This is a genomic window from Paraburkholderia sp. BR10954 (genome assembly GCF_040965775.1).
In the GTDB taxonomy this organism is placed as follows: domain Bacteria; phylum Pseudomonadota; class Gammaproteobacteria; order Burkholderiales; family Burkholderiaceae; genus Paraburkholderia; species Paraburkholderia youngii.
On the sequence record NZ_JBFRCK010000016.1, the window covers coordinates 119,522 to 133,776 of the forward strand.

The 14,255-nt window shown below is 64.4% G+C and carries 15 protein-coding genes; 6 read left to right on the plus strand and 9 right to left on the minus strand.

All coding sequences use genetic code 11. From position 1 onward, the window contains the following. Positions 1-78 precede the first annotated feature (78 nt). Complete coding sequence (locus tag AB4Y34_RS22355; RefSeq protein ID WP_368717222.1) at positions 79-1,329, plus strand: Hsp70 family protein; 1,251 nt, start codon at positions 79-81, stop codon at positions 1,327-1,329. 135 nt (positions 1,330-1,464) lie between these two features. Here the strand turns inward: AB4Y34_RS22355 and AB4Y34_RS22360 are convergent, their stop codons facing one another. After that, positions 1,465-1,668, minus strand: coding sequence for a cold-shock protein (locus tag AB4Y34_RS22360; RefSeq protein ID WP_013090665.1), 204 nt, complete (start codon positions 1,666-1,668; stop codon positions 1,465-1,467). A gap of 46 nt (positions 1,669-1,714) precedes the next feature. On the opposite strand from AB4Y34_RS22360, the gene AB4Y34_RS22365 reads away from it, so the two are divergent. Together AB4Y34_RS22365 and AB4Y34_RS22370 are read left to right on the plus strand one after the other, a co-directional pair. Further along, positions 1,715-2,089: a hypothetical protein gene (locus AB4Y34_RS22365; RefSeq protein ID WP_368717223.1), complete on the plus strand. Its 375-nt coding sequence runs from the start codon at positions 1,715-1,717 to the stop codon at positions 2,087-2,089. 8 nt (positions 2,090-2,097) lie between these two features. Then, the gene (locus AB4Y34_RS22370) at positions 2,098-3,693 is read left to right on the plus strand and encodes an APC family permease (protein ID WP_368717224.1); all 1,596 of its coding nucleotides are present in this window, start codon (positions 2,098-2,100) and stop codon (positions 3,691-3,693) included. Between the two features lie 123 nt (positions 3,694-3,816). Here the strand turns inward: AB4Y34_RS22370 and AB4Y34_RS22375 are convergent, their stop codons facing one another. The 7 genes from AB4Y34_RS22375 to AB4Y34_RS22405 all read right to left on the minus strand — a co-directional run bounded on the left by AB4Y34_RS22375 (position 3,817) and on the right by AB4Y34_RS22405 (position 9,987). Then, positions 3,817-4,608, minus strand: a complete 792-nt coding sequence (locus tag AB4Y34_RS22375) for a class III extradiol ring-cleavage dioxygenase (protein ID WP_176124301.1) — start codon at positions 4,606-4,608, stop codon at positions 3,817-3,819. Between the two features lie 134 nt (positions 4,609-4,742). Next, entirely contained in the window at positions 4,743-5,345 is a 603-nt protein-coding gene (locus AB4Y34_RS22380; protein WP_368717225.1) for a UbiX family flavin prenyltransferase, read from the minus strand. Positions 5,346-5,385: 40 nt separating this feature from the next. Beyond that, positions 5,386-5,697: a Grx4 family monothiol glutaredoxin gene (gene grxD / locus AB4Y34_RS22385; RefSeq protein ID WP_008918687.1), complete on the minus strand. Its 312-nt coding sequence runs from the start codon at positions 5,695-5,697 to the stop codon at positions 5,386-5,388. A 112-nt stretch (positions 5,698-5,809) separates the two neighbouring features. Beyond that, a complete protein-coding gene (gene prmC, locus AB4Y34_RS22390) occupies positions 5,810-6,697 on the minus strand; it encodes a peptide chain release factor N(5)-glutamine methyltransferase (protein WP_368717227.1) in 888 nt (295 codons plus the stop codon). Positions 6,698-6,707: 10 nt separating this feature from the next. After that, complete coding sequence (gene prfA, locus AB4Y34_RS22395) at positions 6,708-7,790, minus strand: peptide chain release factor 1 (protein WP_368717228.1); 1,083 nt, start codon at positions 7,788-7,790, stop codon at positions 6,708-6,710. A 120-nt stretch (positions 7,791-7,910) separates the two neighbouring features. Continuing rightward, positions 7,911-9,197, minus strand: a complete 1,287-nt coding sequence (gene hemA, locus AB4Y34_RS22400; RefSeq protein ID WP_176367436.1) for a glutamyl-tRNA reductase — start codon at positions 9,195-9,197, stop codon at positions 7,911-7,913. 79 nt (positions 9,198-9,276) lie between these two features. After that, positions 9,277-9,987 (minus strand): response regulator transcription factor, encoded by a 711-nt coding sequence (locus AB4Y34_RS22405; RefSeq protein WP_176124305.1) that lies wholly within the window; start codon positions 9,985-9,987, stop codon positions 9,277-9,279. Positions 9,988-10,216: 229 nt separating this feature from the next. Between AB4Y34_RS22405 and AB4Y34_RS22410 the strand changes: the two genes are divergently transcribed. The 3 genes from AB4Y34_RS22410 to AB4Y34_RS22420 are packed head-to-tail and all read left to right on the plus strand — an operon-like array spanning position 10,217 to position 12,974. Continuing rightward, positions 10,217-10,483, plus strand: a complete 267-nt coding sequence (locus AB4Y34_RS22410) for a hypothetical protein (RefSeq protein WP_176381150.1) — start codon at positions 10,217-10,219, stop codon at positions 10,481-10,483. An 18-nt stretch (positions 10,484-10,501) separates the two neighbouring features. After that, positions 10,502-12,316 carry an aminopeptidase P family protein gene (locus AB4Y34_RS22415; protein ID WP_368717229.1) on the plus strand — a complete coding sequence of 605 codons (1,815 nt, stop codon included), beginning with the start codon at positions 10,502-10,504 and terminating at the stop codon, positions 12,314-12,316. A 34-nt stretch (positions 12,317-12,350) separates the two neighbouring features. After that, the gene (locus AB4Y34_RS22420; protein ID WP_368717230.1) at positions 12,351-12,974 is read left to right on the plus strand and encodes an HAD family hydrolase; all 624 of its coding nucleotides are present in this window, start codon (positions 12,351-12,353) and stop codon (positions 12,972-12,974) included. A 14-nt stretch (positions 12,975-12,988) separates the two neighbouring features. On the opposite strand, the gene AB4Y34_RS22425 is transcribed toward AB4Y34_RS22420, so the two are convergent. Continuing rightward, the gene (locus tag AB4Y34_RS22425) at positions 12,989-14,113 is read right to left on the minus strand and encodes a DUF748 domain-containing protein (RefSeq protein WP_368717231.1); all 1,125 of its coding nucleotides are present in this window, start codon (positions 14,111-14,113) and stop codon (positions 12,989-12,991) included. Positions 14,114-14,255: the final 142 nt, after the last annotated feature.

Here is a 14,255-nt window from a genome sequence, read left to right on the forward strand (position 1 = left end):
GTTGATGCTGCCGGAGTTTTCGTGATACAAAGCCGCTCCCCTTTCTGTGCGCGCCAGCCGTGAGCGGCCATTCCTGCCATGAACTATTGCGCGATTGACTTCGGTACTTCCAATTCGGCCGTTGCGATTCCGAGCGGCCCGCAGCTAAAGCTGGCGCCGGTCGAAGGCGCGTACACGACGCTGCCCACCGCGGTCTTCTTCAATACCGACGAAAACACCACCGAATTCGGGCGCGCGGCGCTTGCCGCCTACATCGACGGTTTCGACGGCCGGCTGATGCGTTCGATGAAAAGCATTCTCGGCTCGCCACTCGCCGAAAATACGACCGATCTCGGCGATGGCAGTGCGATCAAGTACACCGACGTGATCGCGACGTTCCTGACCCATCTGAAGCGCGCGGCCGAAGCGAGCGCCGGCGGCGCGATCGACCGCGCGGTGCTGGGCCGCCCGGTGTTCTTCGTCGACGACGATCCGCGCGCCGACCAGATGGCGCAGCAACAGCTCGAAGCCGCTGCGCGCACGGTCGGCTTGCGCGACATCCACTTTCAGTATGAACCGATCGCGGCTGCGTTCGATTATGAATCGCACCTGAGCGCCGAAGGACTCGTGCTTGTGGCGGACATCGGCGGCGGTACGTCGGACTTTTCGCTCGTGCGAGTGGGGCCGGAGCGGATGAAGCGCGTCGAGCGCAAGGACGACGTGCTCGCGCATCACGGTGTGCACGTCGCGGGCACGGACTTCGACCGCCGGGTCGAACTCGTGACGATCCTGCGCGAACTCGGTTATCAATCGCTCGATCCGCAAGGGCGCGAAATCCCGAACCGGATTTATTTCGATCTCGCGACCTGGCATCTGATCAACACCGTCTACACGCCGAAGCGCGTCAGCGAACTCGCGCTGATGCGGCACCTTTTCATCGAGACGAAGCACCACGACCGGCTGATGCGCGTGGTCGAACAGCGTTTGGGGCACGCGCTCGCGGCGCACGCGGAAGAGGCGAAGATCGGCGTTGCAGCGGGCGGCGAGACCGTGATCGATCTCGAGCAAGTGGAAGAGGATCTGCGCCTCGCCTTCGACGAAGCGCAACTCGTCAAAGCCGGCGAGGATGAAACGCGACGCATCGTGCAGGCTGCGCGCGATACGGTGCAGGCGGCGGGTGTCGCACCGCGCGAGCTCGACGCGATTTATTTCACCGGCGGCTCGACCGGTCTCGCGTTTCTGTCGGGCGCGCTGGCGGCCGCGTTTCCGGACGCGAAAGCGGTGTTCGGCGACCGTCTTGCGAGCGTGGCGACCGGCCTCGGTATTCACGCCCGACGCGTGTTCGGATAATCGCGAATAATCGGAAAATAATCCGCCGCGAATTGCGAATGCGGCAAATTTAATCCATTGATTTCGATTCGCCGCAGATAAATAAAAAAACCCCGCCAAGGCGGGGTTTTTTGCGTCCAGAAGGAAGCTAGAAGCTTACACCGGCTTGATGTTAGCTGCTTGCTTGCCCTTCGGGCCCGTCTTCACTTCAAACGTGACCTTCTGGTTTTCTTGCAGCGTCTTGAAGCCGTCGACGCGAATTTCCGAGAAATGCGCGAACAGATCTTCACCGCCGCCGTCCGGAGTGATGAAGCCAAAGCCCTTAGCGTCGTTGAACCACTTGACGGTACCGGTTTCCATATTACTTTTTCCTAAAAATGGTGAATAAGGCCGAAGCCCGGGGTGCATGAAAATCAAGGAAGGGGGTAATGGGACCAACCGGAGTACCGTTGATGGGCGAACTACGAAAGAACCACTTCACTCGCCACTTGAAATCCTGCTGGAACGTTATACGGCGAATTCGGACGAAGGTCAACAGTCTGCACGAAACTTTGCTGGATTGTTGCAAAGATTTCTTACAAAACTTGCGCGTGGGGCTGATTTTTTGCTAGGGAGAACCCTTAGTCGGCCGGCGGTTCCACTGCAGCAACCCGGTGCAACCGTTAAACTACGCGCCGCGCGTCGGTTGCACCTGTTCCGCATCTGGACGCGCTTGCATGCGCGTCACCCGTTGCCACCGCCACAAGCGATGTCGGGCGGTGCCGACATGGTTCTGATTTAGGAGAAGACGTGAAAAGTTCTATACAACGGAACATCGGGCCGTTCGCGCTGATGCTGACCGGTCTCGGTTCCATCATCGGGTCCGGCTGGCTGTTCGGCGCGTGGAAGGCTGCAAAGATTGCCGGTCCCGCTGCAATTTGCGCATGGATTATCGGCGCGGTCGTGATTCTCGCGATTGCACTGACCTACGCGGAACTCGGCGCGATGTTTCCGGAATCCGGCGGGATGGTGCGCTATGCGCGCTACTCGCACGGCGCGCTGGTCGGTTTCATCAGCGCCTGGGCCAACTGGATCGCGATCGTGTCGGTGATCCCGATCGAAGCCGAAGCATCGATTCAATACATGAGTACGTGGCCCTATCCTTGGGCGCATGCGCTCTTCGTCGACGGATCATTGACCACCAACGGTCTGTTGCTGTCCGCCGGCCTCGTGATCATCTACTTCCTGCTCAACTACTGGGGCGTCAAGCTGTTCGCGCGCGCCAATTCGGCGATAACGATCTTCAAGTTCCTGATTCCGGGCGCGACGATCGTCGGTCTGATGATGACCGGCGTCCACACCGAGAACTTCGGCCAGACGGGCACGTTCGCGCCGTACGGCTGGTCGGCGGTGCTGACTGCGGTCGCGACGAGCGGGATCGTGTTCGCGTTCAACGGTTTCCAGAGCCCGGTCAACCTGGCCGGTGAAGCGCGCAATCCGGCCAGGAGCGTGCCGTTTGCGGTGATCGGCTCGATCCTGCTCGCGCTCGTGATCTACGTGTTGCTGCAGATCGCGTACATCGGCGCCGTGAATCCGGCCGACGTGGTGAAGGGCTGGAGCCACTTCAACTTCGCTTCGCCGTTCGCGGAACTGGCGATTGCGCTGAACCTGAACTGGCTGGCGTTCCTGCTGTACGTCGACGCGTTCGTGAGCCCGAGCGGCACCGGTACGACCTATATGGCGACCACGACGCGGATGATCTACGCGATGGAGCGCAACAACACGATGCCGAAAATTTTCGGCCAGGTGCATCCGTTCTACGGCGTGCCGCGTCAGGCGATGTGGTTCAACCTGTTCGTGTCGTTCATCTTCCTGTTCTTCTTCCGCGGCTGGAGCTCGCTCGCGGCGGTGATCTCGGTCGCGACCGTGATCTCGTACCTGACCGGCCCGATCAGCCTGATGGCGCTGCGCCGCGCGGCAACCGATCTCGATCGTCCGCTGCACATCGCCGGCATGAAGGTGATTGCGCCGTTCGCGTTTGTCTGCGCGTCGCTGATCCTGTACTGGGCGAAGTGGCCGCTGACCGGCGAAATCATTCTGCTGATGGTCGTCGCGCTGCCGGTGTACTTTTATTTCCAGGCCAAGCAGGGCTTCGAGGGCTGGGGGCGTGACCTGAAGGCAGCCTGGTGGCTGGTCGCGTATCTTCCGATCATGGCGATCCTGTCGCTGATCGGCAGCAAGGAGTTCGGCGGCTTCGGCATCCTGCCGTACGGCTGGGACATGCTCGTCGTGATCGCCTTCTCGTTGGTGTTCTACTTCTGGGGCGTGAACAGCGGCTACCGTTCGGAATATCTGGACGAGCGGCTCGTGCACGACGAAGTGCTCGAAGGTATCGGCGCGCACTGAGCGTTCGCCACAACCGAAGGGGCCGCTCGAAGCGGGTCCTTCGCGGTAGAGAAAAAGCCCGCCTGATCGATGATCGGGCGGGCTTTTTCGTTGGTCGTTGCGGCTGGCTGGTTCCGCGGCGGATCAGGCGGTGGCGGTGCCGAACACGTAGTTGGTCATTGCGAGCGAACGCTGGTAGGTGCCGAGCGACTGGATCGCAAGCGAATAGTCGTCGTCGGCGGCGCCGAGGGCGGCGAACACCGGCAACAGATGCTCGTCGGTCGGATGCATCAGCACCGCGTGCGGCGCCTGGCGGCGATAGTCGAGCAGCGCGTCGATATCGCGCGCGACGAGCTTGTCTTCGAACCAGTCGGTGAATTCGCTCACGCGCGGATCGGCGTCTTCCGGGCGAGCGGAGAAATCGGCGGCGCGCAGGTTATGGGTGATCTGACCGGAGCCGACCACCATCACGCCTTCGTCTTTCAGCGCGCGCAGCGCCCGGCCGACGCGGAAATGATGCGCGGCGTCCTTGTGCGGCTGGATCGACAGTTGCGCGACCGGCACGTCCGCTTGCGGGAACATCAGCAGCATCGGCACCCATGCGCCGTGGTCGAGCCCGTGCGGCTGCACGTCCGCGACGATGCCGCTCGCGCCAAGCAGCGCGGCGGCGCTGCGCGCGACATCGGGTGCGCCCGGTGCCGGGTATTGGATTTCGTAAAGCTGACGCGGAAAGCCATAAAAATCGTGGATGGTTTCAGGCGCCGTCGCGATGCTGGCGAGTGGCTGGGCGGTGCCCCAGTGCGCGGACAACATCAGGATCGCCTCGGGACGCGGCAATTGCGTACCGAGCGCGCCGAACTCGGCGGACGGCATCGAAGGATCGATCGGCAACGTGGGCGAGCCGTGGGACAGGAAAAGCGAAGGTAAGCGGTTCATGACAGCAACGCGGCCGTGACAGCACGGCACTGAGAAATTGGGTTGCTACCAATATAGGTCCGCACGCCAGCTTGATAAATGGGCGCGCGGGGAATTGATTGTGTCGCAAATGTTGTTAATTCGCGTTGCCGCTGCTAATCCTGCGCGTCCCGCAGTCCTTGCCATGCCGGCGACAACGCCGGTCCCAGCGCAAACAGATCGAGCACGCGTGCGACCGTATGGTCGACCATCTCGTCGATCGAAGCAGGCTGGTTATAGAACGCGGGCAGAGGTGGGAAGATCACGCCGCCCATCTCGGTGACGGCAGTCATATTGCGCAGATGCGCGAGGTTCAACGGCGTTTCGCGCACCAGCAGCACTAGGCGGCGACGCTCCTTCAGTGTCACATCGGCGGCGCGGGTGATCAGATTGTCGGCGAAACCGTGCGCGATGCTCGCGAGCGTTTTCATCGAGCAGGGCGCGACGATCATGCCGTCAGTCGCGAACGAGCCGGACGCGATGCTCGCGCCGACGTCGCGCACCGAATGGACGACATCCGCGAGCGGATGCACGTCTTCTTTGCCCAACTGGAGTTCATGCTGGATGTTGAGCCAACCCGCGCTCGAAATCAGCAGGTGGCTCTCGACACCGCCGAGCCGCCGCAGCGTCTCGAGCAGCCGGATGCCGTAGATGGCGCCGGTGGCGCCGGTGATCGCGACGATCAGCCGGCGGGGCGCCGCGATGCGTGCTTGCTGCATGGCTTGCGGCGCCTGATAAAGCGAACGGAGCGCAGAGCGCTCAGGCCGCGGCGAACAGCTGCTGCAGTTCGCCCGATTCGTACATCTCCATCATGATGTCCGAGCCGCCGATGAATTCGCCCTTCACATACAGCTGCGGAATGGTCGGCCAGTTCGAGAACACCTTGATGCCCTGACGGATTTCGTCGTCTTCGAGCACGTTGACGGTCTTGATTTCACCGACGCCGCACGCTTTCAGGATCTGGATGGCGCGGCCGGAAAAACCGCACATCGGGAACTGGGCCGTGCCCTTCATGAAGAGAACGACGTTGTTGCCGTCGACGATTTGCTTGATGCGTTGTTGCGTATCCATGACTGACCTTGCGGTTCCGATAAAGGATGGGAATAGGCTGAAATGATAGCGGATTTCGCTACTTGCGGCCGTAGCCGCGTCGCGCCGGGGGTTTTAGCCTCGGCGACCGCCCTCAGGCCGCCGCGGCGCGCAGCACGCCCCCGCTGATGCGCTCGATACCGGCGAGATCGCGCTCCGAGCGGACCTCGGCAAAACCGCCCGCGCTCAGCAACGCGCGCACGGCTTCCGCCTGGTCGTAGCCATGTTCGATCCAAAGCGCGCCATCGGCGGCGAGACGCTCGGGGGCACCGGCGACGATCGCGCGGATCGCGCTGAGGCCGTCGGCCTCGTCGGTGAGCGCGCCGCGCGGCTCGAAGCGCAGATCGCCTTCGGCCAGATGCGGGTCGCCGCTCGCGATATACGGCGGATTGCTGACGATCGCGTCGAAGCGCGGCGCGGCGTCGAGCGAGGCGTACCAGTCGCTGTGCAGGAACGTCACGGCGCCGCCGGGGCGCTTCGCGTCGAGCAGGCGCGCGCCGTTGACCGCGGCGACGGCGAGCGCGTCGGCCGAGCGGTCGAGCGCCCAGACCTGGGCGTCGGGCCGCATCGACGCGATCGCCACCGCGATTGCGCCGGTTCCGGTACCGAGATCGAGCACACGTGGGCGCGGCCGGGTTTCGATCGCCGCGAGCGCGGTCTCCACCAGCAGCTCGGTTTCGGGACGCGGGATCAGCACGTGCGGCGTGACTTCGAATTCGAGCCCGAAGAACTCGCGCGCGCCGACGAGTTGCGCGACCGGCTCGCCGGCCATGCGCCGCGCCTCCAGCGCGCGATAACGCTCGACGCTCGCCCGCTCGAGCGGCTCCGCGCCGCGCGTGATCAGCTGCGTGCGCCGCCAGCCGAGTACATGGGTGAGCAGAATCCGCGCTTCGAGCGGCGGCAATGGCGATGCGCGCAATAGCGCGTCGGCCGTCGCGGGCGGAGCGGCGGGGTCTAGCGGGATTGGGGAAGCGTCGGTCATTGGCGGGGCGTCAGTCCGCGTCGCCGAGCGAGGCCAGCAGCTCGGCCTGATGCTCGCTGACGAGCGCCGCGATCAGTTCTTCGAGATCGCCGTCCATGATCGCGTCGAGGCGATACAGCGTCAGGTTGATGCGGTGATCGGTGAGGCGCCCCTGCGGGAAGTTGTAGGTGCGGATGCGCTCCGAGCGGTCGCCCGAGCCGATCAGGTTCTTGCGCGTCGCCGCTTCCTTCGTCTGCTGCTCGTGCGTTTGCTTATCCTTGATGCGCGCTGCGAGCACCTTCAGCGCGCGGTCCTTGTTCTTGTGCTGCGAACGGTCGTCCTGACATTCGACGACGATGCCGGTCGGCAAGTGCGTGACGCGCACCGCGGAATCGGTCTTGTTGATGTGCTGGCCGCCCGCGCCCGACGCGCGGAACGTGTCGATACGCAGATCGGCCGGATTGATCTCGACCTCGCCGATCTCGTCCGCTTCCGGCATCACCGCGACCGTGCAGGCCGAAGTATGGATGCGGCCTTGCGTTTCGGTGGCCGGCACGCGCTGCACGCGATGCCCGCCGGACTCGAATTTCAGCTTCGAATACGCGGCATCGCCGGCAATTCGCACGATGAGTTCGCGATAGCCGCCGAGATCCGATTCGCTCGCCGACATCATCTCGACCTGCCAGCGATTGCGCTCGGCATAGCGCAGATACATGCGCAGCAGATCGCCAGCGAACAGCGCGGATTCGTCGCCGCCGGTGCCGGCTCGGATTTCGAGGAAGATGTTGCGCTCGTCGTTGGGGTCCTTCGGCAGCAGCATTTTCTGAAGTTCGACGCCGAGCGTCTCCATACGATCGCGCGCCGCGCGGATTTCCTCTTCGGCGAAATCGCGCATCGACGCGTCGGCGAGCAATTCCTGCGCGGTGGCCGCGTCGTTTTGCGCCTGGCGCCATAGCCCGTAATGCTCGACGACCGGGCCGAGCTCCGCGTGTTCGCGCGTGAGCTTGCGGTATTGGTCGAGGTTGGCGGTGATGTCCTCGCGGCTCAACAGGTCGTTCAGTTCGGCCAGCCGGGTGGTCAGCTGGTCGAGCTTGCGTTGCATGCTCGTTTTCATCGGGCGGGTAGCGGAGCGGACTCCGGAAAGGATGCGGCCAGGGGAACGGGCGAATGCCCGGGGCGGAAGCACTTCGCGAGCCACGGCGGTGGCGCGCGGGGTGCGGCGAGCGTTGCGCCGCTAACGCTCGGAAGAGCCGGGGTGTTTGTAGAAGCCGCTCATCAGCTCGATCAGCTTGTCACGGTTGTCGCTGCTCGCGCGGTTCAACGCGTGAGTAGGACCATGGATCAGCTTGTTGGTGAGCGACTGCGACAGTGCTTCGAGCACTGCAGCCGGGTCGTCGCCGCGCGCGAGCATTTTCTGTGCGCGTTCGACTTCCGCGCGGCGCAGCGTGTCGGCCTGCGTGTGCATGTGGCGGATCACGGGCACGATGCTGCGCGCGTCGAGCCACTGCATGAAGTTCTGCACGCGCGTTTCGATGATCGCTTCGGCCTGCGCGACCGCAGCCTGGCGCGACGCATTGCCTTCGCGGACGATCGCGCCGAGGTCGTCGACGGTGTACAGGAACACGTCTTCGAGCTGGCCGGCTTCGGGTTCGATGTCGCGCGGCACCGCGAGGTCAACCATGAAAATCGGTCGGTGACGGCGCGCCTTGACCGCGCGCTCGACCGCGCCGAGACCGATGATCGGCAGCGTGGACGCCGTGCACGACACGATGATGTCGAACTCGTGCATCCGGGAGGGCAACTCGGAGAGCGGAATGGCGCGGCCGTTGAAGCGCTCGGCGAGCCGCATGCCGCGCTCAGCCGTGCGGTTCGCGACGACGAGTTCACGCGGATGCTGCGCGGCGAAATGCGTCGCGCAGAGCTCGATCATTTCGCCCGCACCGATGAACAGCACGCGCTGGTTCGCGATCTTGTCGAAAATGCGTTGGGCGAGGCGTACAGCGGCGGCGGCCATCGATACCGACTGCGCGCCGATTTCAGTGGTGCTGCGCACTTCCTTTGCGACGGCGAAGGTGCGCTGGAACAACTGGTTCAGGTAGGTGCCGAGTGCGCCGGCTTCGGAGGCGGTGCGGACCGCGTCCTTCATTTGCCCGACGATCTGCGTCTCGCCGAGCACCATCGAATCGAGCCCCGACGCGACGCGGAACGCATGCCGCACGGCTTCGGACTGCGGCAGCGCGTAGACGTGCGGCGCAAGTTCATCGATGGGGAGATTGTGGTACTTCGACAGCCACTGTACCGAGGCTTCGCGTGCGGCGAGGTCGTCGGTCGCGCAGTAGAGTTCAGTGCGGTTGCACGTGGAAAGAATTGCCGCTTCCGGCGCATTGGGGGCCATGCGGCCCAGCCAAATGCCTTTGAACGTATCCAGAGCAGGCTTGATCTGTTCGAGCGGAAACGCCACGCGTTCGCGCAAGGCGACAGGCGCAGTGTGATGGTTGATTCCGATCGTTAGAAGCTGCATTTGGGGGAGCTATCGTTCAGCCTCATATTATAGCGTTTTCACGATTCTCACATCCTGCACGCCGAATACCCAGCATGCGTCAGCTCTCGCCTGTCTGAGTCTCCGGCGGAATCGCGTCGAGCTGGTAACCGTAACCATAGACCGGTGTCAGCGCGTAGCCAAGTTCCGGACGCAGTTGCAGCTTGCCGCGCACGCGCGACGCGTGAGTGTCGATGGTGCGCGACTTGACGTCGCGCCGGCGCGACCACACGGTTTCGAGAATATGCGCGCGCGACACCGGTCGCGCCAGATTGTTGAACAGCAGCAGCGCGAGGCGAAATTCCTTTGGCGTCAGGATGACGGTCATCTCACGGAAGGTCACGGCGCAATTCGCCGCGTCGAAGGTATAGCCGCCGATCACGTCGCGCCGACGTTTGGGTGGCCGCCGCAGGCCCGCGCGGCGCTGCAGCGCCTCGACTCGCGCAAGCATTTCGGGGCCGCGCACCGGTTTGCTGAGGCAGTCGTCGGCGCCCGCGTGCAGCGCGGCGACGATCTGGCATTCGCTCGGTGCCGCAATCAGCATCATGATGGGCAGACCTGGCAGAATTGAGCGCGCGCGCGGGATCACGTCTTCGGCGCAATGGTCGCCGGCCCAGCTTTCGGTGATCAGCAGATCGAAAAATTCATCGGTGGCGTGCTGCAGGAAGGTGGCGCTGGTGGTGAAGTGAAGGCACACATGGCCGCCGGCGAAAATCAGCCGGTCGACCAGCTTGGCGTGTTGCAGGTCGGGTTCGATAAGTGCGATACGCATGGCGCGGCGTCAGCCTGGCAACGAGCGGAGCGTGAGGGGTTTTCGTCAGGCTTACAACTTGCCTAAGTACACCCCGACCCCTAAACTCAACCGCTATGCGGAAAGCGCCGTGCTGAACTTCTATAGTTAAAGAGGCCAAAATGCTAGCCTTGGCGGCTCCGTCGTCCTATGAGACGAATCCGAAATTGAACTTGTCCTGTTTCGGCACCCAATCCGGAGCCCACGCCTGATGGGGTGGCCAGGCATTCTCGTTCTCGGCGTCGTGATCGGCCTCGCGGGCTGGTGGTTGCACCCGCTGCGCAGGCTGAGCCGCGCGCGCTGGTGGGCCGCGCTGTTGGCCGGCGTGCTCGGCGCGAGCGTCGCGCGCATGGCCGGCAACGTGACGGGTCTTTTCCATGACGGCGACATGCTCGAATGGCCGGTATGCACCGCCGTCGCGCTGATCGCCGTCGCCGTGACGGTCGGTCTCTTTTCGCGCCGGTCAATCCGTCGATGAATCCTTGCAGGTAACTCCATGAACGCCCGACTCCCCGAAACCTCCTCCATTCCCGAGCGCCTCGCGAGCCTGCGCGCCGCGATGGCGCGCGAAGGCATCGCCGCTTACCTCGTGCCGTCGGCCGATCCGCATCTGTCCGAGTATCTGCCAGGGCGCTGGCAAGGCCGCCAGTGGCTGTCGGGCTTCACCGGCTCGGCCGGCACGTTGATCGTCACCGCCGATTTCGCCGGCGTCTGGACCGACAGCCGCTACTGGGAGCAGGCAACCGCGCAGCTCGCCGGCACCGGTGTCGAGCTGATGAAGATGACCGGCGGCCAGCTGACGACGCCGCATTTCGAATGGCTCGGGCAGAACGTCCTGAGCGGCGGCACGGTCGGGGTGGATGGCGCGGTGCTCGGCGTCGCGGCCGCGCGTGCGTTGAGCGCGGCGCTGAACGGGCGCGGCGTGCAACTGCGCACCGACATCGACCTGTTCGAGGCGATCTGGGCGCAGCGCCCGGCGCTTCCCGCCGACGCCGTCTTCGAGCACGCTGCGCCGCAAGCGGGCGTCGCGCGCGCGGACAAGCTCGCGCAGGTGCGTCGCGCGATGGCCGACAAAGGCGCGCAGTGGCACTTCATCTCGACGCTCGACGACCTCGCCTGGCTGCTGAACCTGCGCGGCGCCGACGTCAGTTACAACCCGGTGTTCGTCGCGCACGCGCTGATCGGCGTGGATCGCGTGTCCCTCTTTATCGCCGACGGCAAAGTGTCGCCGGCGCTCGCCGACGTGCTCGCGCGCGACGGCATCAGCGTCGAGCCATACGCGAAAGCCGCCGACGCGCTCGCCGCGCTACCAGCCGGCAGCACGCTGCTGATCGACCCGCGCCGCATCACGTACGGCTCGCTGCAGGCGGTGGCGTCGTCGGTCAAGGTGGTCGAGGCGGTCAATCCGTCCACGTTCCTCAAGTCGTGCAAAACCGCCGCCGATGCCGCGCACGTGCGCGACACGATGGAGCAGGACGGCGCGGCCCTCGCCGAATTCTTCGCCTGGTTCGAAAGCGCGCTGGGTCGCGAGCGCATCACCGAACTGACGATCGACGAGCGTCTGACTGCCGCTCGCGCGCGCCGTCCCGGCTTCGTGTCGCTGAGCTTCGCGACGATCGCGGGCTTCAACGCGAACGGCGCGATGCCGCACTATCGCGCGACCGAAGAGTCGCATGCGGTGATCGAAGGCAACGGCCTGCTGCTGATCGACTCGGGCGGCCAGTACCTGAGCGGCACGACTGACATCACGCGCGTCGTTCCGATCGGCACGCCGAGCAACGAACAGCGCCGCGATTTCACGGTCGTGCTGAAGGGCATGATCGCGCTGTCACGCGCGCAATTCCCGCGCGGCATCCGCTCGCCGATGCTCGACGCGATTGCGCGCGCGCCGATCTGGCAGGCCGGCGCGGACTATGGCCACGGCACCGGTCACGGGGTTGGCTACTTCCTGAATGTGCACGAAGGCCCGCAGGTGATCTCGCACTACGCGCCGGCCGAACCGTGGACCGCGATGGAAGAGGGCATGATCACGTCGAACGAGCCGGGTCTGTATCGGCCGGGGAAGTGGGGCGTGCGCATCGAAAACCTCGTGCTGAACGTGGCCGCGGAAAAAACCGAATTCGGCGACTTCCTGAAGTTTGAAACCCTGACGCTGTGCCCGATCGACACGCGCTGCATCGAGCTGGCGCTGCTGCGCGACGATGAACGCGCGTGGCTCAACGCCTATCACGAGACGGTGCGCGCGCGTCTCGCCCCGCATGTATCGGGCGACGCCAAGGCGTGGCTCGAACTGCGCACGCAACCGATCTGAGCGTAGCGGCGACCTTGCAAACGGAGCGTGGTGCATGGCGATCAAGGCAGTGGTGTTCGATTTCGGCGGCGTGCTGATCGACTGGAGTCCCGAGTACCTGTACCGCGAGCTGATTCCCGACGAATCGGAGCGCCGCTGGTTCCTCACGCACGTCTGCTCGATGGACTGGGTGATCCGCCAGGACGGCGGGCAGCCGATCGTCGAAGCCACCGACGAGCTGATCGCGCAGTTTCCCGATCACGAACCGCTGATCCGCGCGTTCTACGAGCGCTGGCATCAAATGGTCGCGGGCGTGCTCGACGACGGCATCGCGCTGATGGAGAAGCTCGAAGTGGCCGAGGTGCCGCTCTTCGGGCTCACCAACTGGTCGGCCGAGACCTTCCCGTATGCGTGGGAGCACTATCCGGTGCTGCGGCGCTTTCGCGACATCGTCGTGTCGGGGCGCGTGAAGCTCGTGAAGCCCGATCCGGCGATCTTCGCCGAGATGCGCCGGCGCATCGAGCTGCAGATGCCCGGCGTCGAGCCGGCCGAACTCGTCTTCATCGACGACAACGCGAAAAACGCCGAAGCTGCTACGGCGCTCGGCTGGCACGGCGTGCATCACACGAGCGCCGCGCAAACGGAAGCGAAGCTGCGCGAGTTGGGCTTGTCGGTTTGAGCTGAGCGCTACCGCTACTGTCCCAGCAGATTCTTCAACGCATTGCCGAGGCCTTTGACGGTCTCGCCCGCACCCTTCGCGACACCTTCGACGCTGACCCCCAGCGCCTTTGCAAACCCCTCGCCGATGCGCTTGAGGATCCCTTCGCGTACCGAGAACTTCGGATCGCGCAGATCGCCGTCGAGCACGAAATGCAGTGTGATGTTGCCGTCATGCGTCTTGAGCGCGGCGACGGCGGCGCGGGTCGGAATCGACATGAACGTCTCGAGCGGATTGTCGGTTTCGGCGAGTTGCAGATTGTGGACCGTCACCGTGCCGGGCGCGTGCAGATGATAGTTGCGCACTGTCGATTCGATCGACAGATCGACCGTACCGCCCGTCACCTGCGCGCGCGTGCCGGCCTTCTTCAGCAGATAGGGATCGAGCATCGCGACATCGACACCATGCAGCGTGGTCGTCGTCTGCGAATCGCGGCTGGCGATCTTGATCCAGCCGTCGAACGTCACGGTGCCGGTATGCGCCGGACCCTTCAGCGCGCCGCGAACGCTGACGTTGGTCGGCTCCGCAAGCGACGGCAGATGCAGATTGTCGACGCTCGCGTTCGCGTTGCTGACCGTGACCTTGAACGGCGGCGGCCCGACGCTCATGTCGTAGAAGTGGAAGTTGCCGTGTTCGAAGCGGATATGGTCGACCAGTTTTTCGCGTGGGATCGACGCCGCCGTGCCGGCGCCGCCCGGATGATCGCCGCGGTTCAGCGATTCGCGCAGGTTCGGCAGCAGAATCAGCGAGCCGTCCTTCGTGCGTAACACGGCCATGTCGAAGCCGCGCACGACGACCTCGCGGATATGCATGCGCCGCGCGATCAGATCGCGCACGTTGGGGGTGATCGTGATTTCGTCGGCGCGTAGCGGTTCGCCCGCCGGCCAGCCCGGCGGCGCTTTCAGCACGACATGGGTCAGGTGTACCGAAGTGAGGCCGACGTCGATACTGTCGGCGCTGCCGAGCGGGCCGAGCGCCGCGCTGACGCGATTCTTGACTTCCTGTTGCGCGAATTGCATCGCGCCGATCAAGATCAGAATCAACGCCAATAGCGTTCCGCCCACGACGACGATCCAGCGCCTGCCCTTCGACATCGCCATGCCTGTGTCTCCTCGTCAACGCGCTGCGCGTCGCGCGGCGCCGTGTTGACCGTCTGTCGTATGCGCGGGACTGTCACGCGCGCCTCCATCAAGTGACGAATAGCAACGCGCATGCCCCGGGACCCGTCCGGCATTGCGCCAG

What these genes read in the sequence shown, in the direction of transcription:
- hemA (WP_176367436.1), bottom strand. Translation starts at nt 9,197, where the DNA reads ATGCAGCTTCTAACGATCGGAATCAACCATCACACTGCGCCTGTCGCC.
- AB4Y34_RS22405 (WP_176124305.1), bottom strand. Translation starts at nt 9,987, where the DNA reads ATGCGTATCGCACTTATCGAACCCGACCTGCAACACGCCAAGCTGGTC.
- AB4Y34_RS22375 (WP_176124301.1), bottom strand. Translation starts at nt 4,608, where the DNA reads ATGAACCGCTTACCTTCGCTTTTCCTGTCCCACGGCTCGCCCACGTTG.
- grxD (WP_008918687.1), bottom strand. Translation starts at nt 5,697, where the DNA reads ATGGATACGCAACAACGCATCAAGCAAATCGTCGACGGCAACAACGTC.
- AB4Y34_RS22420 (WP_368717230.1), top strand. Translation starts at nt 12,351, where the DNA reads ATGGCGATCAAGGCAGTGGTGTTCGATTTCGGCGGCGTGCTGATCGAC.
- AB4Y34_RS22380 (WP_368717225.1), bottom strand. Translation starts at nt 5,345, where the DNA reads ATGCAGCAAGCACGCATCGCGGCGCCCCGCCGGCTGATCGTCGCGATC.
- AB4Y34_RS22425 (WP_368717231.1), bottom strand. Translation starts at nt 14,113, where the DNA reads ATGGCGATGTCGAAGGGCAGGCGCTGGATCGTCGTCGTGGGCGGAACG.
- AB4Y34_RS22355 (WP_368717222.1), top strand. Translation starts at nt 79, where the DNA reads ATGAACTATTGCGCGATTGACTTCGGTACTTCCAATTCGGCCGTTGCG.
- AB4Y34_RS22365 (WP_368717223.1), top strand. Translation starts at nt 1,715, where the DNA reads ATGAAAATCAAGGAAGGGGGTAATGGGACCAACCGGAGTACCGTTGAT.
- AB4Y34_RS22360 (WP_013090665.1), bottom strand. Translation starts at nt 1,668, where the DNA reads ATGGAAACCGGTACCGTCAAGTGGTTCAACGACGCTAAGGGCTTTGGC.
- AB4Y34_RS22415 (WP_368717229.1), top strand. Translation starts at nt 10,502, where the DNA reads ATGAACGCCCGACTCCCCGAAACCTCCTCCATTCCCGAGCGCCTCGCG.
- prmC (WP_368717227.1), bottom strand. Translation starts at nt 6,697, where the DNA reads ATGACCGACGCTTCCCCAATCCCGCTAGACCCCGCCGCTCCGCCCGCG.
- AB4Y34_RS22410 (WP_176381150.1), top strand. Translation starts at nt 10,217, where the DNA reads ATGGGGTGGCCAGGCATTCTCGTTCTCGGCGTCGTGATCGGCCTCGCG.
- prfA (WP_368717228.1), bottom strand. Translation starts at nt 7,790, where the DNA reads ATGAAAACGAGCATGCAACGCAAGCTCGACCAGCTGACCACCCGGCTG.